Source organism: Rhizobium sp. FKL33, from assembly GCF_005222915.1.
Classification (GTDB): domain Bacteria; phylum Pseudomonadota; class Alphaproteobacteria; order Rhizobiales; family Rhizobiaceae; genus Rhizobium_E.
In genome coordinates this window covers 56,798-80,006 of record NZ_STFX01000010.1, presented here as the reverse complement: position 1 = coordinate 80,006, position 23,209 = coordinate 56,798, and the positions used below count along the sequence as shown (strand labels likewise).

19 protein-coding genes are annotated in these 23,209 nt (G+C 62.4%); 11 read left to right on the top strand and 8 right to left on the bottom strand.

Going from position 1 to position 23,209, the window contains the following annotated elements; genetic code table 11:
* Positions 1–22 precede the first annotated feature (22 nt).
* From E8Q41_RS07985 to E8Q41_RS07975, 3 genes are all read right to left on the bottom strand, one after another.
* Positions 23–757, bottom strand: a complete 735-nt coding sequence (locus E8Q41_RS07985; RefSeq protein ID WP_137154998.1) for a GntR family transcriptional regulator — start codon at positions 755–757, stop codon at positions 23–25.
* A gap of 3 nt (positions 758–760) precedes the next feature.
* On the bottom strand, positions 761–1,819 hold the full coding sequence (locus E8Q41_RS07980) for an aromatic ring-hydroxylating dioxygenase subunit alpha (RefSeq protein ID WP_137154997.1): 1,059 nt from the start codon (positions 1,817–1,819) through the stop codon (positions 761–763).
* Positions 1,820–1,938: 119 nt separating this feature from the next.
* Positions 1,939–3,702 carry a sigma-54-dependent Fis family transcriptional regulator gene (locus E8Q41_RS07975; protein WP_137154996.1) on the bottom strand — a complete coding sequence of 588 codons (1,764 nt, stop codon included), beginning with the start codon at positions 3,700–3,702 and terminating at the stop codon, positions 1,939–1,941.
* A gap of 319 nt (positions 3,703–4,021) precedes the next feature.
* On the opposite strand from E8Q41_RS07975, the gene E8Q41_RS07970 reads away from it, so the two are divergent.
* From E8Q41_RS07970 to E8Q41_RS07960, 3 genes are all read left to right on the top strand, one after another.
* On the top strand, positions 4,022–5,494 hold the full coding sequence (locus tag E8Q41_RS07970) for a benzaldehyde dehydrogenase (protein WP_137154995.1): 1,473 nt from the start codon (positions 4,022–4,024) through the stop codon (positions 5,492–5,494).
* A gap of 84 nt (positions 5,495–5,578) precedes the next feature.
* The gene (locus E8Q41_RS07965; protein ID WP_137154994.1) at positions 5,579–6,346 is read left to right on the top strand and encodes a coniferyl-alcohol dehydrogenase; all 768 of its coding nucleotides are present in this window, start codon (positions 5,579–5,581) and stop codon (positions 6,344–6,346) included.
* Between the two features lie 150 nt (positions 6,347–6,496).
* Entirely contained in the window at positions 6,497–7,141 is a 645-nt protein-coding gene (locus E8Q41_RS07960; protein ID WP_137154993.1) for a TetR/AcrR family transcriptional regulator, read from the top strand.
* Between the two features lie 25 nt (positions 7,142–7,166).
* Here E8Q41_RS07960 and E8Q41_RS07955 read toward each other — a convergent pair whose 3' ends face one another.
* Positions 7,167–7,655, bottom strand: coding sequence for a MarR family transcriptional regulator (locus E8Q41_RS07955; RefSeq protein WP_246660120.1), 489 nt, complete (start codon positions 7,653–7,655; stop codon positions 7,167–7,169).
* A gap of 84 nt (positions 7,656–7,739) precedes the next feature.
* A complete protein-coding gene (locus tag E8Q41_RS07950; protein WP_137154992.1) occupies positions 7,740–9,311 on the bottom strand; it encodes an NAD(P)/FAD-dependent oxidoreductase in 1,572 nt (523 codons plus the stop codon).
* 287 nt (positions 9,312–9,598) lie between these two features.
* Between E8Q41_RS07950 and E8Q41_RS07945 the strand changes: the two genes are divergently transcribed.
* The 3 genes from E8Q41_RS07945 (at position 9,599) to E8Q41_RS07935 (ending at position 12,569) form a co-directional block, all read left to right on the top strand.
* A complete protein-coding gene (locus tag E8Q41_RS07945; RefSeq protein WP_137154991.1) occupies positions 9,599–10,384 on the top strand; it encodes a cyclase family protein in 786 nt (261 codons plus the stop codon).
* A gap of 75 nt (positions 10,385–10,459) precedes the next feature.
* Positions 10,460–12,049, top strand: a complete 1,590-nt coding sequence (locus E8Q41_RS07940) for an NAD(P)/FAD-dependent oxidoreductase (RefSeq protein WP_137154990.1) — start codon at positions 10,460–10,462, stop codon at positions 12,047–12,049.
* 13 nt (positions 12,050–12,062) lie between these two features.
* Positions 12,063–12,569 (top strand): MarR family transcriptional regulator, encoded by a 507-nt coding sequence (locus E8Q41_RS07935; RefSeq protein WP_137154989.1) that lies wholly within the window; start codon positions 12,063–12,065, stop codon positions 12,567–12,569.
* Between the two features lie 76 nt (positions 12,570–12,645).
* Here E8Q41_RS07935 and E8Q41_RS07930 read toward each other — a convergent pair whose 3' ends face one another.
* The 3 genes from E8Q41_RS07930 to E8Q41_RS07920 all read right to left on the bottom strand — a co-directional run bounded on the left by E8Q41_RS07930 (position 12,646) and on the right by E8Q41_RS07920 (position 17,614).
* The gene (locus tag E8Q41_RS07930) at positions 12,646–13,578 is read right to left on the bottom strand and encodes a dihydrodipicolinate synthase family protein (RefSeq protein ID WP_137154988.1); all 933 of its coding nucleotides are present in this window, start codon (positions 13,576–13,578) and stop codon (positions 12,646–12,648) included.
* A 312-nt stretch (positions 13,579–13,890) separates the two neighbouring features.
* A complete protein-coding gene (locus tag E8Q41_RS07925) occupies positions 13,891–15,450 on the bottom strand; it encodes an indolepyruvate oxidoreductase subunit beta family protein (RefSeq protein ID WP_137154987.1) in 1,560 nt (519 codons plus the stop codon).
* 10 nt (positions 15,451–15,460) lie between these two features.
* Positions 15,461–17,614 (bottom strand): indolepyruvate ferredoxin oxidoreductase subunit alpha, encoded by a 2,154-nt coding sequence (locus tag E8Q41_RS07920; protein WP_137154986.1) that lies wholly within the window; start codon positions 17,612–17,614, stop codon positions 15,461–15,463.
* Between the two features lie 327 nt (positions 17,615–17,941).
* Between E8Q41_RS07920 and E8Q41_RS07915 the strand changes: the two genes are divergently transcribed.
* The 5 genes from E8Q41_RS07915 to E8Q41_RS07895 all read left to right on the top strand — a co-directional run bounded on the left by E8Q41_RS07915 (position 17,942) and on the right by E8Q41_RS07895 (position 23,133).
* Positions 17,942–19,477 (top strand): ABC transporter substrate-binding protein, encoded by a 1,536-nt coding sequence (locus tag E8Q41_RS07915; RefSeq protein ID WP_137154985.1) that lies wholly within the window; start codon positions 17,942–17,944, stop codon positions 19,475–19,477.
* Between the two features lie 111 nt (positions 19,478–19,588).
* Positions 19,589–20,602 carry an ABC transporter permease gene (locus tag E8Q41_RS07910; RefSeq protein WP_137155124.1) on the top strand — a complete coding sequence of 338 codons (1,014 nt, stop codon included), beginning with the start codon at positions 19,589–19,591 and terminating at the stop codon, positions 20,600–20,602.
* Complete coding sequence (locus tag E8Q41_RS07905; protein ID WP_137154984.1) at positions 20,595–21,443, top strand: ABC transporter permease; 849 nt, start codon at positions 20,595–20,597, stop codon at positions 21,441–21,443. The genes E8Q41_RS07910 and E8Q41_RS07905 overlap by 8 nt, the downstream gene beginning before the upstream one ends.
* Positions 21,440–22,303, top strand: a complete 864-nt coding sequence (locus E8Q41_RS07900; RefSeq protein ID WP_137154983.1) for an ABC transporter ATP-binding protein — start codon at positions 21,440–21,442, stop codon at positions 22,301–22,303. The genes E8Q41_RS07905 and E8Q41_RS07900 overlap by 4 nt, the downstream gene beginning before the upstream one ends.
* Entirely contained in the window at positions 22,300–23,133 is an 834-nt protein-coding gene (locus E8Q41_RS07895) for an ATP-binding cassette domain-containing protein (protein ID WP_137154982.1), read from the top strand. Before E8Q41_RS07900 ends, E8Q41_RS07895 begins: the two co-directional genes overlap by 4 nt.
* The last annotated feature ends 76 nt before the right edge of the window (positions 23,134–23,209 follow it).

Genomic DNA, 23,209 nt, shown 5'->3' with positions numbered 1-23,209 from the left:
TCCTCCCATAAAACCCGTGGCTTCAGCCCGACATCAGCGCGAGCGCGGGCACCTTTCGACGAAGTTCGGGCTGCTCCTCCAGCACGAAATCCAGATTCTGTCGGGCCAGACGCGCATGTTCTCGCGCCAAAGCCTCGGCGCGCGCGCCTTCCCGCAGACGAATGGCAGACACGATCGCCTTGTGCTGAGCCTGCGCGACGACCAGCGTCCGATAGAATGCGGGCGCGTCGACTTTATTGGTCACGAACGCATTCGGACTGGCGAAAGGCAGGCTTGTCATCCGCTCGATCTCGCGTCTCAGCACATCGCTGCCGGCGAGATCCCAGAGCAGACGGTGAAACTCGCCGTTCAGGGCCTCATAGCGCTCGAAACTCATCGAATGCGGTTCGCTCTGCATGACGATGTCCAACTCGCCGACGATGCCGCTGATCGCGGCGATGGCGGTTGGCGTTGCGCCCCGCTCGGCCGCAAGCCGCGCCGCGGTTCCTTCGAGAACGCCGCGCAACTCGATCGAATCCACCACGTCCTGCCGGCTGAAGGAGCGCACGGCATAGCCGCCGGAGGGGTTCGGCGTGATCAGGCCTTCCTGTTCGAGCCGCTGAAGCGCGGCGCGCAACGGCGTGCGCGACACGTTCAGCCGTTCGGCGAGCGCGACCTCCGACAATCGTTCGCCGGGCTCGACCTGCCCGGTCAAGACGAGATCGCGCAGCCCGATCAGGGCCTTAGCGGTCTGTTGCCTCGGGGCTTGATCCGACATGCCCTACTCCGCGGCGACGACGCGGGGCGAGAAGGCGGGAGCTTCGCGCTCGATCATCCGGTCGATCAGCTTCCGCGCCCACATCGACCCCGCATCGATGTTGAGATTGTAGAACTGGTGATCGGGATTGGCGTCGATGGCCGCCTGCTGGGCTTCCAGAACCACTTCGTCTTCACGGAAAACGCCGGCGACGCCCTCGCGCAACTCATGCGTCCGCGCCTGATTGCCGAGGTCGTAGTTGCGGGCGAAGGCCCAGAAATAAAGACAGGTCTTGTCGGTGGACGGCGTGATCGTGTTGAGCACATAGCCGTTGACGCCCTTGGACCGGTCGCCCTGCGGCGCGCCTGTTCCCGTTTCCGCCACGCCGACATCGATGGTGACGGTGCATGGCGCCTCGAAACGGATGATCTGCCAGCGATCGACCTTGCCGGGCCGCCCATATTGTTTGCGCCAGAAGGGCGGCGGATCGACATTCTCCATCCAGCGGGTGATATAGGCGAAGCGATCGGAATGGCTGGCCTCGAACGGCGCTTCGGCCACGGCGCGATTGCCGATCGACGAACCATGCACGAAGGTCTCGTGCGTGAGATCCATGAGATTATCGACCACCAGCCTGTAGTCGCATTTCACCTCGATCAATTTGCCGTCGGCCGCCCAGGCGGGATCCTTGTTCCAATGCATGTCCGGAATGAGCGCGGGATCGGCAAGCGCGGGATCGCCGGGCCAGATCCAGATAAACCTATGCTTCTCGGCGATCGGGTAGGATTTCACGCAGGCCGAGGGGTTGATGGTGTCTTGCGACGGCATGTAGACGCAGCGGCCGGTATCGTCGAACTCCAGCCCGTGATAGCCGCAGATCACATTGTCGCCCTCCAGCCGCCCGAGCGACAGCGGCACCAGCCTGTGCCAACAGGCGTCGGCGAGCGCGACGGGCGAACCGTCTTCCTTGCGATAGAGCACGACGGGCTTGTTGCAGATCGTGCGCGGCAGCAAGGCGCGCTTCAATTCGACATCATAGGCGGCCGCGTACCACGCATTGAGCGGGAAAGTGGGTTTGGACATGACAGCTCCTCCTCTATCGAGGTCAGAAAACCGCAATGTATACAGAATGTCAATATGGCCTCTGAATTCGACACATTTCGTAGAGTATTCCCGGCCAATCTCGCTTTAGTGTATACAACTCAGATCAGGCCATGTTTTCGCAACCGATATTCCAACTTTGCGCGGGACAGGCCCAAAGCCCGCGCCGCGGCAGACACGTTTCCGTCGCTTCGCTCGAGGGCGCTCCGATAAAGATCGACAGCCGCCGAACTGAGATCATCGGCCGTTCGCATCTCGCCTGAAGGGGCGCCTCCAGCAAATCCGGAGAGAGTCAGCCGACCATCGGGCGTCAACGAGGGCTGAAAAGGCATCACGCTCTCGCCGGCGGTGAAAAGATGCGGCGTATCGATCCAGCCGCCCGGGTCGGCGAAGATCACGCCACGCTCGATGAGGTTCTGCAATTCTCGAATATTACCGGGAAAGGCGTAGGCGAGCAGCGCGTCCATCGCCCGCCGCGTGAGCCCGACGACCTGGCGTCGATGCTGCTCGGAAAATCGTCGCAAGAAATGATCGACCAGCAGCGGGATGTCGTCCCGTCTCTCCCGGAGCGGTGGAATCGCGATCGGAAACACGCAGAGCCGGTAGTAAAGGTCCTGGCGAAATCTCCCGGCCCTGACCTCCTCGGCCAGGTCGACATTGGATGCAGCGATGACCCTGACATCGACAGGCACGGTTCGGGATCCGCCGACCCTCTCGATAGTCCTCTCCTGCAGGGCGCGAAGCAGTTTTCCTTGCGCCGCATAGGCCAGGGATGCAATCTCGTCGAGAAACAGCGTGCCGCCGCTGGCCCGCTCGAAATAGCCGGGGCGGGAGGCCGTTGCGCCGGTGAAGGCGCCCTTCTCAACACCGAACAATTCCGACTCCACCAGCGTCTCGGGAATGGCGGCGCAATTCAGCGCCACGCAGGGGCCTGTCGCTCGGCGGCTCAAGCGATGCAGTTGCTGCGAGAACAACTCTTTGCCGACCCCGGATTCCCCGACCAGAAGCACGGTCGCTTCGGTGTCCGCAACCTTCTCAACCATCAGTCGCGCGCGCAGGAAACTGGCCGACAGACCGACCACGGCGTCCACGCCCGCGCCGATGGCGTCAGGACCATCGGATTGCCGCACCGGCTGCGCGGCTCCGCGCCTCTGCGTCCGCTGACGCCGCGGCCATTCCAGCCCGAGATAGGCGCGCTCCGGAGCATCCTCTCCCCACTCCTCGGCATTCTGGCCGACCACATAGCACCGTTCCGCGCCCATGGCGCTACATTCGATTTCGCGGAAAATCACGGGACGGCCGAACAATGTGCTGGTGTAGCCGCTGGGATAACCGGTCTGCATCCAGCACACCGGCTCGCTCGCCAGACCATGATGGGCGAGATGCTCGGCCGCCTCGGATGAATCGCGCCAGTAGAACTCGCCGAAATACCGGCCTTTCTCGCTGTCGAACTCGAACTGCTTCGTCTCGACTTTGACGAAACCCTCCAGCGTATGGACGCGCGGCCCCGCCGCGAGCGCATGAGTCAGGTCCTTGTTCGGAAATCGCTTCTCGATCAGTTCCGCATCCCGTACGCCCTGCATGTAGCCCACCCGCATGAAGATGCCCTTGGCGACCTCGATGCCGAAGGCGTCGATGATCTCCTGCCTCAGACGTCCGAGCACCTGGCTCTGCATCAGAACCATGCGCTGATCGTTGAGCCAGATGCGGCCGTCGCCCAGAGCAAAGCGCAGCGCTTCGCTCAATTCTGCAAGCGTCGGAGAGGCGCCGCTGGCAAGTTCGCTGAAAGCGCCCTTCGACAATCCGCCGGCGGCGCGCGTCACTTCGGCCAAAGTCACAAGCAGCGGCGGATCGAGATCGGCCATTCAGGTTCCCCAAATTATGAATTTTTCTCTACTCATTCACTATTTGATGAATTTTGCAAGCGTTTCAGTATTTGAGTTGAATTGCGGATTCCCCCCAAAACACCTGTCTTTCCAATGCAGAATGCGGATTGAGACAAAAGATTCGGCGGCTGCAGCATAGACTGGCACGCTGCTTGCGATAACGGGAACAGGCCGCATGAGGAGGCGGCTGGAGGACTGCACGGAAAAACGCGACCTGTGAGCGGCTGGCGACAGCCTTTCTCACGTCGGCGAAGCCATGCCTGCACCTCCCAAATCCCTGGGACAGGAGGCCCCAACCATGAACATTCATTCCCCCAATTTTATTGATGCTGCTCGCTGGACCGGTCGCGCCTATAGCTCCGGCTGGCGTGAAAGTTCCGAAGGCGCGATCGCCGTCACTGATCCCGCCAACGGCAATTCAGTCGCCTCCGTGGGCTGCTGCGGCAAGAGCGACGTGGCGCGCGCGGCAGAGCTGGCGCGGGCCGCCCAGAAGAGCTGGGCCAAAACCCTGCCGGCGGAACGCGCCCGCATTTTCAACCACGCTGCAGATCTGCTCGAACAGAACGGCGCGGAACTTGCGGGCTGGATCATGCGGGAAACCGGTTCGATCCACCCCAAAGCGATGATCGAGATCGAACATGGCGCGCTCTTCATCCGCCATGCCGCCACGCTCGCCACTCAGCCCATGGGCATGTTCCTGCCAGGCATGGACGATCGGACCAACTATGCGCGTCGCGTGCCGCATGGCGTTGTCGGCGTCATCTCGCCGTTCAATTTCCCGCTCGTTTTGTCCGTCCGCTCCATCGCCGCCGCCATCGCGCTGGGCAACACGGTCGTTCACAAGCCCGATCCGCGCACGCCGATCTCGGGCGGGGTCATCATCGCCCGCATTTTCGAGGAAGCTGGCCTGCCCGAAGGCGTGCTGCATATCCTGCCGGGCGGCGCCGAAGCCGGCGAAGCGATCTGCAGCGATCCCAATATCGCCATGGTGTCGTTTACCGGTTCGGCGCGCGGCGGCGCCAAAGTCGGCGAGGTCTGCGGTCGTCACCTCAAGCGTGTGCAACTCGAACTCGGCGGCAAGAACGCGCTCGTCATTCTCGACGACGCCGATCTGGACATCACCGCTTCGAACGCCGCCTGGGGCGCCTTCCTGCATCAAGGCCAGATCTGCATGGCCACGGGCCTTATTCTCGTCGACGAGAAGATTGAAGCCGGGTTCACGGATCGTCTGGTCGCAAAGGCGCAGCATCTGCCGGCAGGCGACCCCTCCACCCACCAGGTTGCGCTGGGGCCGATCATCTCCGACGGACAGGTCCAGACGATCCAGGCGGTCGTCGACGACGCCGTGGCGAAGGGCGCCAAACTCCTCGCCGGCGGAACCCATGACGGTCGCTTCTATGCCGCCACCGTTCTTTCCGGCGTGAAACCCGGCATGCTGGCCTTCGAGGAGGAAATCTTCGGTCCCGTCGCCTGCATCGCCACGTTCAAAACCGACGACGAAGCCGTGGAGCTGGCCAATAGCTCGGATTACGGCCTGGCCGCTGGCGTCATTTCTTCCAATCTCGGTCGCGCCATGGCGCTGGGCGGTCAACTCAATGTCGGCCAATTGCACATCAACGACCAGACGGTGAACGGCGGACCCTATGCGCCCTTCGGCGGTCGCGGCAAATCGGGCAATGGCACGCGTGTCGGCGGCCCCGCCGACATCGAGGAATTCACCCAGTGGCAATGGGTGTCGATCAAGCCGCAAGCGACGCCCTACCCGTTCTGAGGCGCTAGGTCTTCACCCCTCTTCAGCCGCCCTGCCCGGATATGCGGGCAGGCCCGTCATTCCACGATTATAGGAAGATCCATCATGACCCTCGCAGGAAAAACCATCGTCATCACCGGCGTCTCCTCCGGCATCGGCGGCGAAGTCGCCCGTCTCGCGCGCTTCCATGGCGCGACGGTGATCGGCGTCGACCGCAACGACGCCATGTTGACGCTCGACGGATTCATCAAGCTCGACCTCGGCTCCACCGAAGCGATCGACGCCGCACTGCTCTTGTTCCCCGACAAGATCCATGCGGTCGTCAACGCCGCGGGCGTGCCTGGCACGACCGACAAGGACCTCGTGGCACGCGTGAACTATCTCGGCCTCCGACATCTGACCGAGGCTTTGCTCGACCGCATGCCGAAAGGCGCGGCGATCGTCAACTTCGCCTCGATCCTCGGGGCGGAATGGCCGAAGCGCGTGGATATTCACCGGACGCTGGCGAAGACTAATAGTTTCGCCGAAGGGCAAGCCTGGCTCGCGGCCAATCCGGCGCCCCAGGAAACCTGCTACCAGTATTTCAAGGAAGCGCTGATCGTCTGGACCATGATGCGCGGTCACCAACTGTTTCTGGAGCGAGACATTCGCATGAATTCCGTCGCGCCCGGCCCGGTCTTCACGCCGATCCTCGGCGATTTCGTGGCGATGCTCGGCCAGGATCGCGTCGAGGCTGACGCAGGCAAGATGAAGCGCCCCGCGCTCGCCGACGAGATCGCCGGCCCCGTGCTCTTCCTCTGCTCCGACGACGCCCGTTGGGTCGCGGGGATCAATCTGCCGATCGACGGCGGGCTAGCCGCAGCCTATCTCTAGCGACCAACAGGACGCGGCGGCGATCGCCGTCGCGTCCGATCCCGGATATGCTTCTCTCTAAGGGAAAATAGGTCTTCGGCGAATTCTCAGCTTGAATGTCGAAATCTCAGACAAGGCGTCGTAAGAAAGAGGGATTGCTGGGAATCATTCATGGTGCAGACTTCGACGGACAGCGGCTGGCGCGGATCAATCGACGGGTGGCTCGAAGCCGCCTATGAGGCCTTGCTCGAAGGCGGCGTCGACGCGGTGAAGATCCTGCCGCTCGCCAAGAGCCTCAACCTGTCCCGAACCAGCTTCTACTGGTTCTTCAAAGATCGGGAAGAACTGCTGGCTGCGCTCGTCGCCCGCTGGCGGGACAAGAATACCGGCAATCTGGTCAAACAAACGGACGCTTATTCCGAAACGATCGCCGAGGCCGTGTTGAACGTGTTCGACTGCTGGCTCGACACCAAGCTGTTCGATTCCCAATTCGAATTCGCCATCCGCAGTTGGTCCTTGCAATCAGAAGACATCTTGAAAGAGGTGCAATCCGCCGACCAGACGCGGCTGGATGCGCTTTGCCGCATGTTTCAGCGCCATGGCTTCGATCCCGTCGCGGCGGATGTGCATGCGCGGACGCTTTATCTCGTTCAGATCGGCTATATCTCGATGCAGACGCGCGAGGATCTGGAAACTAGGTTTCTGCGGATTCCGGAATATGTGACGATCTTCGGCGGCGCGACGGCCAGCCAATCGGAACTCGACCGCTTCTTTTCGCGCCACAGGCGTCGGCAGGAGCAGATGGCGAGCCAATAGCCCTGATCGGCGCCGCCTTCACACTCTAATCCGTGCCCGAAAGATGGTTGCGGACGGAAGCCTGCAACTGGTCGATGCTGTGATTGAGCGCCGGAAAGACGTCCTTGTCGACATCCGCCATCATTTCGCCGAGCCAGGTCTCGTGCACCCGCGCCATCTCGGCAAAGGTCTTCCGACCCTGCTCGGTCAGCCGCGCGACCGTGACGCGGCGGTCGTCGCCGGGCGTTTCCCGAACGAGAAGCCCATCGGCCTCGAGCCGCTCGACGAGACCGGTGATATTGCCGTTGGTGACCATGGTGCGTTTGGAGATTTCCCCGAGCCGCAAACCTTCGGGTTCGCGATAGAGCTGCGCCAGAAGATCGAATTGCGGTAGGGTCGCCCCGAACTCGGCGCGCAGCCGGCGACGGATCTCCTGGGTCACCAGTTTGGTGGTCGACAGCATTCTCAGCCAGACCCGCAACTCCTGCTTGGCGCTCTCCGCCGTCTCGATCCCGCTATGGTGTTCCGCCGTCACGCGCCTGTCCCTATGCCGCTCGCCTCAGTCGATCCCGCTTCATGCCCGGAAATCGCGCGGTTTTCAATGTTTGCCGGTGGAAAGTCACTTGCCCGCCAACATCGAGGCCAGCATGAAGCCGGACCCCGCCCCCGTCCCGGCGCCGGGCCAGGTCGATGCGCCGCAAAGATAAAGGTTCTTGACCGGCGTCTTGTAGCGCGAATAGCCCGCAACCGGGCGGAAGAGGAAGTTCTGATCGAGGTGATGTGAGCCCGACAGATTGTCCCCGCCGATGAGATTGGGGTTTTCCCGTTCGAGATCGACCGGCGAGAAGACCGAGCGACCCAGGATTTTGCTCTTGAGCCCGGGCGCGTAGCGCTCCAGAAGCGCAATCACGCGGTCTGCATAGATCTCCTTGATCGCGTCCCAGTCTTTCCCGTCGATTTCCCCTGCAGCATCGCCACGGATATCCGCCGGCAGCACGCGCACCTGCACCCAGAGCACATGCTTGCCCTCAGGCGCGCGACTGGGATCGATGGCCGTCGGCTGGCCGACCACCAAAGCGGGTTCGGCCGGCAAGAGACCATCGACCGCTTCCGCATAAACACGCGACATCATTTCGAGATCGGGCGCCAGATGCACATAGGCGAAGCGCTTCAGCGCCTCTCCCGCCGCCCAGTCCGGCAGGCCGTCGAGCGCCAGATGGATCATCATCGTACCCGGCCCGGCGCGGAACTTGGCGATCTTGCCGTCGAACTCGGCGCGGGATGGTTCGGGTTTCAGGAGATTGCCGAAGACGAGTTGCGGATGGGCGTTGGCGATCACTGCCTTTGTTGCAGTCAGAACGCGTCCGTCCGCAAGCCGCACGCCGGTCGCAGCGCCCGCCGACGTCTCCACCGAGGCAACAGGCGCGCCGAGGATGATCTCACCGCCCTTAGCTTTCAGGAGACCGGACATCGCCTTGATGATCGTATCGGCGCCGCCCTGGCCGATCACCATGCCGAAGGCCTGGTTGGCCATGCTTTCGAGATAGGGAAACAGCGCGCCGCCCGCGACATCGGGAGAGAAATCGAGATGCAGGCCCCAGGCCGCCATCATCGCCTTGACCTTGGGATTTTCAAAACGGGCGTCGAGAAAATCGCGCGGCGACGACAGGAGCAGCTTGACCGTTTCATAGAGCCAGGCGGTTCCTCTCGCGCGCCAGGCCTTCCACGCCACCTTGGCGGCAGCGAAAGACGGCATCGGCGACCCCAGAAGCCCGAAGATGTGGGGAGCGTCGGCGCCGAATTCCGTGAACATCGTCCGCCAGGCGGCGGCGTCGCGGGCAGAGAAGGCGGCAATGCGGCCCGCGGTCGTTTCGAGATCGGAACTGACGCCGAGCCAGGTTCCATCGCGAAACACGCTGGCGAAACAATCGCCGGCCGGCGCGAAGCCGAGGCCATGAGCGAAGAGCGCGTCCTTGTTCTTGTTGAAGAAAGCGGAGCCTGCGAACATCGACAGGTTCATGGCGCAGAGATCGTGCCGGAAGCCGGCAAGCGTGACCTCTCGCGTCTTCACCGCGCCGCCGGCCTCCTCCTTCGCTTCGACGACGGCGACCTTCCAGCCGCGCGAAGCCAGTTCCACGGCGGCCGCCAGCCCGTTATGGCCAGCGCCGATGACCACGGCGTCGTAATTCATTGTCCGTTCCCCGATTTTTATCGATAGCTTCATATGCATACATCTTGAAGACGAAGCGGCAAGCAAAAATTATTTGAAGTCTAAAGGTTTTTGCACCAGGGAGAAAAGTGCGGTTTTAATAAGTATATTCAGCGACTTATGATTAGGCTTCCGGACGAACTCCAGCTTCTGCGGAAGCCGGACCGATACTTGCATTTTCATATTTGCTGACTTAGCGTCGCGGTCATGGGGCAGCTGCGGCGCTTGCAACCGGCCGCAGCGAGACCCTGCCAAAGAGGGAACAGATCATGTCAGCCACCATTATCGCCGATGTCGCGAAAGCGCTTCTTTCCGGTTCCATCGAGGTCGTGGACCTCACCGCGCCGCTCGGTCCCAATACGCCGGTGCTGTATCTCCCGCCGCAGTTCGGCAAGAACACGCCGAGCGTCAAGGTGCATGAAATCTCGCAGTACGACGAGAACGGTCCCTTCTGGGCCTGGAACTGGCTGGAGCTCGGCGAGCATACCGGCACCCATTTCGACGCCCCCTCGCACTGGATCACCGGCAAGGACCTGCCGGGCAACACCACCGACACCATTCCGCCGCAGGCTTTCGTCGGCCCGGTCAACGTCATCGACCGTTCGAAGGAAGCCGTGGAAAACCCGGATTACCTGCTGACCGTCGACAGCATCAAGGCATGGGAAGCCGAGCATGGCGAGATCGAAGCCAACAGCTGGGTGGTGATGCGCACCGACTGGTACAAGCGCAACGGCTCGACCGAAACCTTCCTGAACGCCGACGAAAACGGCCCGCATTCTCCGGGCCCGACTGCAGAGGCGATCGAATATCTCGTTTCCAAGAACATCATGGGGTGGGGCCAGGAAACCATCGGCACCGACGCCGGCTCCGCCGGCGGCATGAACCCGCCCTTCCCCGCCCATAACCTTATGCACAAGGCCGGCCGTTACGGTCTCGCCAGCCTCTGCCATCTCGACAAACTGCCCGCCAAGGGCGCGATCCTGATCGCCGCGCCGCTGAAATTTGTCAAGGGCACGGGCTCGCCGATCCGCGCGCTGGCGCTGATCAGCAAGTAAGCATCGAAAAGCCGGCGGAGATTTTCGCCGGCTTTTTCGATGCACGAGGCAGAAAAACAAGGCAGGGCGGGCGCCATGAGCATCCATGACTATATCGTCGTCGGCAGCGGCATCAATGCGCTGATCACAGCCGCGCTTCTCGGCAAAAAGGGCAAGAAAGTTCTCGTGCTCGAGCGCAATGACCGCATCGGCGGTTGCCTGCGCACCGAGGAAATCACCGAGCCGGGCTTCCGCCATGACGTGATGGCGACGACCATGGTGCTGTTCCTGACCTCGCCCGCCTATGGCGCTCTCGGCAAGGAACTCGAAGCGCGCGGGCTCGAATTCGCTCATTCGCCTCTGCCCACCGGCGTGCTGATGCCGGATGGCCGCCACGCCATCCTGTCGATGGATCGCAAACGAAACGTTGCCGCCTTCGACGCCTTCGCTGAGGGCGACGGACAAGCATTTTCGCGTGAGATGGACAGGCTCGGCGCCGACGCGCCTTTCCTGTTTTCGCTGCTCGGCGGCGCGCTCTGGTCGGGCAGCGTGTTGAAAACCGTGCTGAAGGAAGCCTGGCGGCGCGGCCCGCGCGGCCTGGCGGCCTGGTTCGGCGAAGCCCTGGTCAGCGGCAGATCTCATCTTGAAACCACCTATCGCTCCGAGGAACTGCAGGCTCTGTTCGCGCCCTGGGTTCTGCATTGCGGCCTGAACCCCGAAAGCGCCTATTCCGGCGAGATGCTGAAGGTGATCGGCTTCGCCATCGAGCTGGCCGGCTGCCCGATCGTCAAGGGCGGCGCCGACAATCTGCTGAAGGCGTTCGAAAAGCTGATCACGGATCAGGGCGGCGAGATCCGCACACATGCCGATGTCGATGTCGTGACCGAAGACGCCAGCGGCCGCGCAAACGGCGTCCGCCTCGCCAGCGGTGAAATGCTTCAGGCGAGGAGCGGCGTGATCGCCTCGGTGACGCCAACCCAGCTTTACGACCGGCTGCTGAAGTCATCGACGAAGCCGCGTCCGGTCGAAGTTGGCGAGGGGCTGAAGACCTATCGCTACGGCAAGGGCAATATGCAGATCCATTATGCGCTGAAATCTCCGCCGCGCTGGAAGGCAGGCGGCGAACTCGGTCAGGTGGCGCTGCTGCATCTGACCCCGGGTCTCGACGGCGTCTCCCGCGCCGCCAATGAATGCGAGCGCGGGTTGTTGCCCGCCGTGCCGACCATCTGCGTCGGCCAGCCCACGGCGCTCGATCCCAGCCGCGCGCCCGAAGGCAAGTCGATCCTGTGGCTGCAACTGCCTGAGACGCCGCGCTACATCAAAGGCGACGCCGCAGCGGAACTGCCGATTCCCGCCGACGGTCGCTGGACGGAAGAGTTGCGGGAACGCTTCGCCGATCGCGTCGAGCGCATTCTCGAAAGCCATATCGACGGCTGGTCAGAGAATGTGCTGGCCCGTCGCGCCTATGCGCCGAGCGATCTCGAAGGCATGAATATGAACCTCGTCGGCGGCGATCCCTATGGCGGCTTTTGCGGCGTCGATCAGTTTTTCCTCTGGCGTCCCTTCAAGTCCTCGGTTAACCACCGCACCCATGTTCCCGGGCTTTATCACATCGGCGCATCGACGCATCCCGGACCCGGCCTTGGCGGCGGCTCCGGCTTCCTGCTGGCCTCATCGCTGAAATGAACAGGAAGGTTGCATGACGGATCGATTTTCTGGCGCCGTGTTCCGCCCGGTCGAAGGCCCGGAGAACAAGCGCCCGACCATGGGAGAAATCGGGCTCAACAATTTCGCCCCCTATCTCATGAACAGGGTGATCGCGCGCTGGAACGCCAATCTGGCCGATGACCTCAAGGCGCTCGACATCACCACTGCAAAAATGCGGGCGCTCGCCATCCTGTCGATCACGCCATCGGTGACCATCAACGAATTGTCGGTCTTCGCCGTCACAGAACAGTCGACGATGAGCCGGACGCTGGATTCGCTCGAAGAACAAGGCTTCATCCGCCGCCAGCCGCGCCCAGACGATATGCGTATCCGCGACGTGACGATTACGGAAGACGGCCGCGCGGCTTTTGAAAAGATCTGGCCGACCATGTATGACGACTTCCTCAGGATGTTCGACGGCATCGAGGAAGAGGAATACAAGACCTTCATCGGGGTGCTGCACCGTATCCTGCGCAATATCAGGCAGAACGATATCTGACAGAGCGATCCGGAAAAGCAAAAAACGCCCCACGCCATTCAGGCGCGAGGCGTTTAGGAGCAATCGTTTATTCCTGTCAGGCGTAGCGGGCCGCGTACCAAGCCTTGAACAGGGCGTACTGGTTTTCGAGATGACGCTGCTGCGAAGCGCTGAGCTTGTCGGTTTCGTTGAAATGCAGCGTGTATTCAGTATCGCCGTTCAGCACCATCAGATGCTTGTAGTGCAGGACGAGATCCGGACCTTCGTCATAGGTCGAAAGCACCGTCAACGCTTCTTCGAGTTCGAGCGCCTCGCGGCGGGCGGCAGCGTCGCCCTTGGCGGCCTTTTCGCAGAGCGACACCAGATGCAGCACTTCCTTCGGAAGCGCATTGCCGATGCCGGTGATGGCGCCGCCGGCGCCGCAATTGACGAAGCCGTGATAGACGCCGGTATCGACGCCGACCATCAGCGTCAGCGCGTCATCGCCCGAGGTGATGTTTTCAGCCGCGTAAGTCATGTCCTTCTTGCCGCCGAATTCCTTGAAGCCGACGAGATTGGAGAACTTCGAACGCAGGTCGAAGAACAGGTCGGCGCGGGTGGCGAAGCCGTAATAGGGGCTGTTGTAGATGACCGCCGGCAGATCTTTGGCGGCCGAGAGAATGGCCGAGAAATGATCGCGCTGGGCCGAAACCGAGGTGCCGCGCGACAGGACGCGCGGGATGACCATCAAACCCTTGGCGCCGACCTTGGCGGCATGCGCGGCATGGCTGACGGCGGACTTGGTGTTGATCGCGCCCGTGCCGACGATCACCGGCACGCCGGCCTCGACCAGACGGCTCACGCCTTTCTGGCGCTGTTCATCGGTGAGCAGCGGCCAGTCGCCCATGGAGCCGCAATAGACGACGGCGGACATGCCGGCTGCGATGAGCTCCTGTCCCTTGCGGACGAGCTGATCAAAGTTCGGCGTGCGGTCCGGATTGCAGGGAGTCATGAGTGCGGGCATGCAGCCGCTGAAAACATTCGCCGTCATTGTGGTCTCCTGCGTTGGGGCGGCGGCGCCGCCATCAAGTGATGAGTCTGATATATCAGATGACCAAATACGTGTCTACAAGATTCAGAAATCGGCGAAATCCACTGATATGCATTTGTTTTATCGATACTCCTCGAATGTTTCCTTGATATTTCAGGAACGCGGATTGTGAAGAAACCCTATCCCGCACAAACAAAACCGGTCCTCCTTTCGCAAGGAAGACCGGCAAACGTCGGCAAAACCGACCGCGGGGAAACGAAACGTCTCAGGCGAATGCGAACGGGAACAGCGTCTCGTCCGCGATCGTGGTCTTCAAAGGCTTGCCACCGTCTTGAGCGCGCCATCCAAAGCAATTCCGCCTTCATCGAGAAGCGCCGCCTGCTTGAGACGCCGCAACCAGTCGGCGCCGTCTTGGCGAAGGCGCAACATCGGCAGGGCGGAGAGCACACGATCGAATTTCGACAGGCCGCGCGAATGGGTGTCGGAATAGCCCTTCACCAGGCGACGCGTCGCGAGAACTTCCGTCGCGAGATCGTAATTCACCGTCAGAAGTTCGGTCGCCGTCTTCAGCCAGGCGGTCATGTGCTCCATTTCGCGGGCATGGCGCAGCGTCCCGCGACGGCGCGAGCGCAACGACGAGACCAGGTAGAGCCCCAGGAACCAGAAAAGCGTCGCCGTTTTCACCCGGCGCCCCTTGTTGATCCGGCGATCGAGAAAGGCGAACAGTTTAGGCCTGTTTTCGATCCACAGGCCCAGCCCCTTCGGCAGCGTGCCGCAGACTTCCTCCATGCGCGGATGCATATATTCCGTCATATAGATGATCTGGTCGTCCTTGGCGCCGACCTCCTTCCGCACCCGTTCGAACCGAGACTGACGAACCTTGAGATCAGCGACCCGGATCACATCGTCATAGGCCATGGCGACGGCGACATATTTTGCCGCCTGCTGTGAAAAAGCGAAGTCCTTGTCCGCGCCGCCTTTGGCGCGATCGAGGGAATGGAGCGCCGCGACCCGATCGAGATATTCGCCCGCATAGGCGGGGTCCTGGAAATCGGTCAGCTTCTTGACGCCCGCATAGAGCATGGCGTGCAGCGTCTCCGGGAAATCCGAGCGGATTCGCGCCAGCAGGCGATCGAGGTCGACATGACCCGCCGAGGCCGGCAGCGGATCAAGTCGTTTGACCGGTTTCGCTGAGACGGGATCGCGCGGCTTGTCCCGCGCCCGGTCGAAGGCGGCGGCGAAGGCTTTCAGCGAGGGTTCGATGCCCTTGCCGCCCGCGCGGATCGTCGCCTCGAAAGCCTCTCGCGGAAACGGCAAGGCGCCGGAGCCGGCCAGCGCGCCGAACATCGAGGCGGAAATGACGCTGCCGTTGCGCACGGCAAGCGTTTCCATGTCGAAGGCGATGGTGCGGCGGGCGGCGAAATCGGTCGCCTCGACCACAGTCTCGGGATTGCCGATGCCGTCCCCGGGCGTCTGCTTTTCGGCGACCGCGAAGGAGCGGTGCGTCGATGCGATCAGCGTGGTCTTATCCGGCGTCACCAGACCGCGCAGAACCGAACGGCCGGCCTCCATGAGCTCGGCGGCCATGACGACGTCGACATCCCCAGGCGTCGGCATCAGCGAGAAGATCGGCGCGCGGCCGTCCCGCTCCGGCAGCATCTCGATATAATAGATCGTCGCGCCGGTGCGTTGGGCGACGCCCGGCACCGAGGTGGTCTGGGCCATCCAGCCCTGCGCTTCGGCCATGCTGACGATCCAGTCGGCGAGCACGCCGCCTCCCTGCCCGCCCATGGCGAGCACGGCGATGGCGAGCGGTTTGTCGGTGGCGAGGCGGTCGGCGCGGATGGTGTCGATGGACACATGTTCGTTCATGACGCTCTCCTCAATCTGCGAAGACGACGCGGCCGACGGCGCGGCGGGCCTGCAGCCAGCCGATCACCTTGGCGCGAAGGGACGCCGCGAAACGGTCCCAGCGGGTGGGATTGTGGATAATGTCGGCGCGATAGAAGGAGGGACAGAGGACGGCCGCCTCCGACACTTCGCCGCAATTGCCGCAGCCAACGCAATTGTTGTCGATCGCCGCCACCGGATCGTCCTTGAGCGGATCGTCGGTATGCTTGACCGAGAGAGACGGACAACCGGATAGCCGGATGCAGGCGTGATCGCCGGTGCAGACATCCTCATCGACGCCGAACCGCTCCTTAACCATGCGCTTGCCCTCTTTCACCGCCTTGGCGAACAAAGGCTTGATGCGGCGCTGCTTGTTGAGCATGCATTCCGAGGAGGCGACGATGATCTTCGGCCCTTCCTCCTTGGTGGTCAGGGCCTCCTTCAGCGTGTCGCGCATCTTGGTCACGTCATAGGTGCGGTCGATCTGGCGCACCCAGGTGGCGCCGATGCCCTTGACGGCGTCGACGATGGAATTCTTGGTCTTGCGCCGCGGATTGTCGGCGCGCGACGACAGGATGTCCTGCCCGCCGGTGGCCGCCGAATAGAAATTGTCGACGACGAGAATGACGCCATCCTGCTTGTTGAACACCGCATTGCCGACCGAAGTCGCCAGGCCATTGTGCCAGAAGCCGCCATCGCCCATCACCGAAATGACGCGCTTGTCGGCCTTGACGTTGAAGGCGGAGGCCGCGGCCGGCGACAGGCCGTAACCCATCGTGGTCGCGCCGATATTGAAGGGCGGCAGGATAGAGAACAAGTGACAGCCGATATCGCCGGAGACGTGATGCTGGCCGAGTTCCTGCTCCACCATTTTCATCGCCGCAAAAATCGGCCGCTCCGGACAGCCGATGCAGAAGCCGGGCGGTCGCGGCGGCACGACTTCGGCCAGCGCCTTGACGCGCGGATCGGCGAGCACCGGAGTCGGATCAGGAATCGGCGGTTGATTGCCGAGCAGATTGCGCTGATAGGTTTCAATAAAGGTCTTGAGCCCCTTGACCAGCACCGGCGCGGTGTATTCCCCGCCCATCGGCAGCACATCTTTTCCGGCGATACGGGTCTGGATGTCGCGCCGGCGCAGGAGCGTGTTGAGCGACTGCTCGATATATTCGGGCGCGCCCTCCTCCACCATCAGCACAGCCTTCTTGCCGGCGCAGAAGTCGACGATTTCCTCGTCGACAAGGGGATAAGAGACGTTCATGACATAGAGCGGCACGGAAGACTGGCCGTAGACATCGGCGAGGCCGAGCTGCTGCAGCGCCCTGAGCACGCCGTTGTAGAGACCGCCCTGCAGAATGATGCCGATCTCGCCCTCTTCAGGACCGAAATATTCGTTGAGCTTGCGGTCGCGGATAAAATTCACCGCAGCCGGCCAGCGCCGCTCCAGCTTCTCCTTCTCATGCAGGAAGGATGCCGGCGGCAGGACGATGCGGCTCACATCGCGAACAGGCTGCTCCAGCGCCTGGCGGAGCGTAAATTCCGGGCGTTTGTTGTCCTTGGCGACGAACTGGCCATGCACGTGACAGCTGCGAATGCCGACTTGCAGCATCACGGGCGTATTCGACGCTTCCGAAAGCTCGAAGCCCTGTTCGACCATCGCGACGATGGAGGGCAGATTGGGACGCGGCGTCAGCAGCCAGAGCTGCGACTTCATCGCGAAGGCATGGCTGCGCTCCTGCATGATCGAGGAGCCTTCGCCGTAATCCTCGCCGATGATGATCATCGCGCCGCCAGTGACGCCGCCCGAGGACAGGTTGGACAGCGCGTCGGAGGCGACATTGGTGCCGGCGGTAGATTTCCAGGTCACTGCGCCACGCACGGGATACATGACCGACGCCGACAGCATCGCCGCCGCCGCCGCTTCCGACGCCGAGGTTTCGAAATGGACGCCGAGATCGTCCATCACGTCCTTGGCGTCCGCCAGCACATCCATCAGATGCGAAATCGGCGAGCCCTGATAGCCGCCGACATAGGAGACGCCGGATTGCAGGAGTGCCTTGGTGATGGCGAGGATGCCCTCGCCGCGGAAGATTTCGCCTTCGCCCAGCTTGAGGTCTTCGACCTCGCTGGCAAACGATCGTTCGGCCATTGTCAGTTCCCCTAGCCTCGTTTCGAGGTCTTCGATTAGATATATGCAAAATCATGTTTCTGATTGCAGGCGCTTGTCAAGCGGGAAAAATGGCGGCCTCCCGCAAGCATTTTCTCGGCAGGAGAACGGCGTCACGAAGCCCAAGAGCTCATATGCAAATGAATATATATGACTTTTTCGGCCCATGAACGGCGAAAGCCGCTCGCGCCAAAAAATCCGCTTGCCAAGCGTCGAAAATTAATTTTAAGATTAAAACATTCCGAGCAAATAATGCCTGCCGTCGGGTGGTTGGATCCGGCGGAACACTGGGGAACAACGGAGCCAATCATGACTGAACTGACACGCCGCCAGACACTGGGTCTGGGCGCAGCCGCATTCCTGTCCAGCGTTCTGGCCGGCAAATTGCCCGTCCAGGCAGCCGAAGCCGGCACGCTGACCATCGCCTTCAACGTCAACCTGCCGTCCTTCGATCCGACGGTCGGCCCCTCCGCCGTCAATCCGACGATCCAGGCAATCTATCGCTCTGTGTTCGACCAATATGTCGGGCAGGCGCCGGACCTGAAATTCCAGCCGGGTCTGCTGACCGCCTGGGGCTGGAACGACGACAAGACCAAGCTCTGGATGGACGTCCGCGAAGGCGTCACCTGGCATGACGGTTCGCCGTTCACGGCGGAAGACGTGGTCTGGTCGCTCGAACGCGCCGCAAATGAGAAGACCGGCAACCCGATCCAGTTCGTCTGGTCGACCGCCGGAAATTACAAGATCGACGGCAACAAGATCACGGCAGACGTGCTGCGGTTCGAGCCGACCTTCTTCATGTGGATGGCCTTCCTGACCGGCTACGTGCTGCCGAAGGCCTATTACGAAAAAGTCGGCGCGGAAGGCTTCGAGAAGAAGCCTGTCGGCACCGGCCCCTATATGGTCGACGCCTATGAAGGCAACGCCTTCCTGCGTCTCAAGGCGAACCCGAATTATTGGGGCGGCAAGCCGGCGTTCGAGACGGTGATCTTCAAGTTCACCCCCGACAGCACCAGCCGCGTCGCTGAAATCGAATCCGGCTCGTCCGACATCACGCTCGAAATCCCCTATGAGGATTTCGACCGCCTGAAAGCCAAGGAAGGCCTTGCCGGCGTCGCGACCCCGATCTCCGACATCGGCATGATCTTCCTCAACAATATCGAGGTGATGAACGACAAGAACGTTCGTCTCGCCGCCCATCACGCCATCGACAAGGCCGCGATCGTCAAGCGGTTGCTGCGCGGCTATGGCGTGCCGATCGATACGCTCGAAGCGCCTGAATATTCGGCTTACGACGCCTCGATCAAGGTGCCCTACGATCCCGAACTCGCCAAGAAGCTGCTGGCGGATTCCGGCTACTCCACCGACAAGCCGGCCAAGTTCAAGATCCAGACCACCCGCGGCCTCAAGCCGAAGGATTACGAGATGGTTCAGGCCATCGTCGGCATGTGGCGCAAGGTCGGCATCGAAGCGGAAATCGAAGTCTACGAAATCGCCAAGCATTACGAGCTTCGCGCCGCCGATCAGCTCGCCCCCGCCGCCTTCTACAACTGGGGCAATGCGATTGGCGATCCGACCACCTCCACCGGCTTCGCCATGTTCGGCCCCTCGCCGCATTCGGTCTGGAACACCGACGATCTCGACGGCATGATCGGACCGCTCTGGGGCGAGAAAGACGAAGCCAAGCGCATCGCGGGCTGGAAGGCGGTCGATAAATATATCGCCGAACAGGGCTATGTGATCCCGCTGCTGCAATATGCCCAGCCCATCGTCTACAAGTCCACGCTGAAGGTCACCCCGAATGTGTCCGGCGCGCTTCAGCCGGTCCTGGTGTCAAAGGCCTGATTGAAGAGGTCCGGGCGGGAAATCGCCCGGACCTTTTACCCGCTCTTTGGCCTGGAGGCGCGCCGCATGCCGGCCGCGCGCTGGGTCGTCGCGCCTGAGGCTCAAATTTTCATGCCGCTGCTTGTCCTGTCGGTTTTCAACCGCGTCCTCCTCGCCGCCGTCACTCTTCTGGGCGTCGCCGTGGTGGTGTTCGTTCTTCTTCGCGTCGTTCCCGGCGATCCCATCGCCATGATGATTTCTCCCGGCGCAACCCCGGAACAGATCGCGCAATTGCGCGCCAATTACGGGCTCGACGGTTCGATCTTCAGCCAGTTCGTCATCTGGCTGAAGGCTACGCTGTCGGGCGATTTCGGAACGTCGATCTCGCTCCGCCGCAATGTGCTGGAATTGCTCGGCGAACGCCTGCCGGCGACGCTGGAGCTCGCGGCCGCCGCGCTGGTCTTCGCCGTCGTCGTCGGCGGCGCCGTGGCGATAGCAGGCACGCTGGTCCGCCGCACTCTGATTGAACCGGTGGTCGACACCATCAACGGCACGGTGCTCGCGGTGCCGGATTTCATCTGGGCGCTCGCGCTGATCCTGATCTTCGGCGTCTTTTATCCGGTCTTCCCGCTGTCGGGCCGCATGGATCCAAGCGTCGAGACCAATTTCGTCACGCATTTCTATCTGCTCGAAAGCCTGCTGACGCTCAACGTTTCGGCTTTGATCGACATCTCCGCCCATATGATCATGCCGGTTCTGGCTCTCGGCCTGCCCTTGGCGGCGATCATCGCCCGCGTGCTGAAGGAAGCGCTGCTGGAAGCCATGGTGCAGGACTATATCCTGCTCGCCCGGCTCAAGGGAAAATCCACGCTGCGGCTGATCCTACAGGAGGCGCTGCGCAATGCCGTCGGCCCGACGATCGCCCTGACAGGCGTGCAATTCACCTTCCTGATCGGCGGCACCGTCATTGTCGAACGCATCTTCGCCTATCCCGGCATCGGCAATATGGCGATCGATGCGGTGATCAATCGCGACCTGCCGCTGATCCAGGGTCTGGTCCTGACCTTCGGCGCGCTGTTCATTCTCATCAATCTCGGCGTCGACCTCTTGGTGGCGGCCTTCAATCCGAGGCTCGCCCATGGCTAAGTCGCTCCGCGCTCTCTTGAAGGAGCCGAAGGTCATCTTCGGCGGCGGCTTCATTCTGTTGCTCATCGTGCTGGCGCTGTTTGCCCCGTGGATCGCGCCGAAGGATCCGCTGGAACAGGATCTGATGCTCGGAACCTTGCCGCCTGCCGGCATGGACGGCGCTGAGCCCGGCTACTGGCTCGGCACCGACGATCTCGGCCGCGATGTGTTGTCCCGCGTCATCCACGGCGCGCGCATCGCTTTGCTTGTCGCCTTTGTCGCCGCCGGGCTTGCCGCACTTCTCGGCTCACTGCTCGGGCTTCTCGCCGGCTGGTATCGCGGCTGGGTCGATCTGGTGATTTCCCGGCTGGTCGATATCTGGATGGCGTTTCCGCCGGTGCTGCTGTCGATCCTGCTGGTCGCCGTGCTCGGCTCGGGCGTGCATTCGGTCATCGCAGCCATCGTCATCATCGACTGGACGCGCTTCTGTCGCGTCGTCCGCGCCGAGACGCTGGCGCAGGCGCAACTGGATTATGTCACGGCGGCCCGGACGATCGGCTTTTCTAGGCTGCATATCCTGCTCAAGGAAATCCTGCCGAATGTCGCGCCTGTCATCATCGCGCTGATCAGCCTGGAAATGGGCATCGCGGTGATCGTCGAGGCTATCCTGTCCTTCGTCGGCCTGTCGGTGTCTTCCGATACGCCGACCTGGGGCGCGATGATCGCGCAGGGACGCACGATCATCTATCAGGGCTGGTGGGTGCTGCTCGCGCCGCTCGTGATGCTGTTTCTCACCGTGCTCGCCTTCAATCAACTCGGCGACGGCCTGCGCCGCGCCCTTGACCCGATGATGCGCCGATGACCGATCCGCTCCTCTCCATTACCGGTCTGTCGGCCGTCTCCGAACGCGAAAACGGCGCGCCCATTCTTCGCGACGTCTCGCTCACCCTGACGCGCGGCGAAGTCCGCGGACTCGTGGGCGAAAGCGGCGCCGGCAAGTCCACCATCGCCAAGGCGCTGCTCGGCATTCTGCCCCGCACGGTGCGCATCACCGGCGGCGCGATCCGCTTCGAAGGCCGCGATCTCTTGACGCTGCCGGCGCACGAACTCCGCAAGATCATGGGCAGCGAAATCTCGCTGATCCCGCAGGATCCGCAAACGGCGCTCAATCCGGGTCGGCGCATCGAAGCGCAACTGACCGATGGGCTCAGGATGCGGCGGGGGCTGTCGATCCGCGAGGCCCATGACCGCGCGGCGAAACTTCTGGAAGAAGTGCATATCCGCGACCCCGAACGGGTGCTGCGCAGCTATCCGCATGAGCTCTCCGGCGGCATGCGCCAGCGCGTGCTGATCGCCGACGCCTTTGCGCTCGAACCCAAGCTGGTCATCGCCGATGAGCCGACCACCGCGCTCGATGTGACCGTGCAGAAGCAGATCCTCCGCCTGATCCGATCCATGCAGCAGGCCCATGGCACCGGCGTGATCTTCGTCACCCATGACCTCGGCGTCGTCGCCCAGATCTGCGACAGCGTCACGCTGCTCTATGCCGGCAAGGTGATCGAACAGGGATCGACCGCCGAGGTGCTGACGACGCCGCGGCATATCTACACCCAGGCGCTGATCGCCGCCGGCCCACGCTACGACCGGCCAGACGCCGGGCTGGAGCCGGTGCCGCAAAGCGTGTTCGAACAACTCCGCGCCGAGATCGGAATCAGCCGATGACCGAAAACCTGCTTGTCGCCCGAGGCATTGAAGTCACCTATGGCGCGGGCCGCGGCCTCATCCGCAGCCCCGGCCATCGCGTACTGCATGGCGTCGACATCACCGTTGGACGCGGCGAGACCGTCGGCATTGTCGGCGAATCCGGTTCGGGCAAGACCACGTTGGGCCGGGCTTTGCTGCGGCTTGTCGATGTCTCCGCGGGCGAGATCCGCTTCGACGGCGCCGACATTACCCATCTGCCCGACCAGCAGACGCGGCCTCTGCGCCGACGCATGCAGATGATCTTCCAGGACCCGATGGCCTCCCTCAACCCGCGCCACTCGATCCGCCGCATTCTCGTCGAGCCGCTGCTGCTGCATGGCTTGGCGCAGGACGGCAGGCAGGCGGAAAAACTCGTTCTGGACATCCTAGACCGGGTTACATTGCCCAGGATCGTGCTGGAGCGCAGCCCTCATGAACTGTCGGGCGGCCAGCGCCAACGTATCGGCATCGCCCGCGCCGCGCTGCTTCGGCCCGATTTCGTGCTGGCCGATGAGATCGTCTCCGGCCTCGACGTCTCGACCCAGGCGCAGGTCTTGAATCTGCTCAAGGATCTCTCCCGTGATCTCGGGCTCGCCATGGCCTTCATAAGCCACGACCTCTCGGTCATCCGTGCGGTCTGTGACCGTGTCTATGTGATGCGGTTCGGCAAGGTGGTCGAGGAAGGTCCTTGCGAGCAGGTCTTCTCTGCGCCGCGCACGGCTTATACCCGCGCCCTTCTCGACGCCATTCCGCTGCCGGAAATCGATCCCGACTGGCTCCAGCGCGAAAGCCTGGTCGAAGACGCCTGAACACCCGGCCGCGCTCGCGGCCGTCGCATGGATCCATTCCAACTCACGCCACGCCGGAAACGCGGGTTCCGGTGAA

Excerpts from the sequence above, each read along its gene's own strand:
- E8Q41_RS07915 (WP_137154985.1), top strand. The coding sequence starts at position 17,942 with ATGACTGAACTGACACGCCGCCAGACACTGGGTCTGGGCGCAGCCGCA.
- E8Q41_RS07900 (WP_137154983.1), top strand. The coding sequence starts at position 21,440 with ATGACCGATCCGCTCCTCTCCATTACCGGTCTGTCGGCCGTCTCCGAA.
- E8Q41_RS07905 (WP_137154984.1), top strand. The coding sequence starts at position 20,595 with ATGGCTAAGTCGCTCCGCGCTCTCTTGAAGGAGCCGAAGGTCATCTTC.
- E8Q41_RS07975 (WP_137154996.1), bottom strand. The coding sequence starts at position 3,702 with ATGGCCGATCTCGATCCGCCGCTGCTTGTGACTTTGGCCGAAGTGACG.
- E8Q41_RS07910 (WP_137155124.1), top strand. The coding sequence starts at position 19,589 with ATGCCGCTGCTTGTCCTGTCGGTTTTCAACCGCGTCCTCCTCGCCGCC.
- E8Q41_RS07895 (WP_137154982.1), top strand. The coding sequence starts at position 22,300 with ATGACCGAAAACCTGCTTGTCGCCCGAGGCATTGAAGTCACCTATGGC.
- E8Q41_RS07965 (WP_137154994.1), top strand. The coding sequence starts at position 5,579 with ATGACCCTCGCAGGAAAAACCATCGTCATCACCGGCGTCTCCTCCGGC.
- E8Q41_RS07940 (WP_137154990.1), top strand. The coding sequence starts at position 10,460 with ATGAGCATCCATGACTATATCGTCGTCGGCAGCGGCATCAATGCGCTG.
- E8Q41_RS07980 (WP_137154997.1), bottom strand. The coding sequence starts at position 1,819 with ATGTCCAAACCCACTTTCCCGCTCAATGCGTGGTACGCGGCCGCCTAT.
- E8Q41_RS07960 (WP_137154993.1), top strand. The coding sequence starts at position 6,497 with ATGGTGCAGACTTCGACGGACAGCGGCTGGCGCGGATCAATCGACGGG.
- E8Q41_RS07930 (WP_137154988.1), bottom strand. The coding sequence starts at position 13,578 with ATGACGGCGAATGTTTTCAGCGGCTGCATGCCCGCACTCATGACTCCC.
- E8Q41_RS07985 (WP_137154998.1), bottom strand. The coding sequence starts at position 757 with ATGTCGGATCAAGCCCCGAGGCAACAGACCGCTAAGGCCCTGATCGGG.
- E8Q41_RS07920 (WP_137154986.1), bottom strand. The coding sequence starts at position 17,614 with ATGGCCGAACGATCGTTTGCCAGCGAGGTCGAAGACCTCAAGCTGGGC.
- E8Q41_RS07970 (WP_137154995.1), top strand. The coding sequence starts at position 4,022 with ATGAACATTCATTCCCCCAATTTTATTGATGCTGCTCGCTGGACCGGT.
- E8Q41_RS07945 (WP_137154991.1), top strand. The coding sequence starts at position 9,599 with ATGTCAGCCACCATTATCGCCGATGTCGCGAAAGCGCTTCTTTCCGGT.
- E8Q41_RS07925 (WP_137154987.1), bottom strand. The coding sequence starts at position 15,450 with ATGAACGAACATGTGTCCATCGACACCATCCGCGCCGACCGCCTCGCC.
- E8Q41_RS07950 (WP_137154992.1), bottom strand. The coding sequence starts at position 9,311 with ATGAATTACGACGCCGTGGTCATCGGCGCTGGCCATAACGGGCTGGCG.
- E8Q41_RS07935 (WP_137154989.1), top strand. The coding sequence starts at position 12,063 with ATGACGGATCGATTTTCTGGCGCCGTGTTCCGCCCGGTCGAAGGCCCG.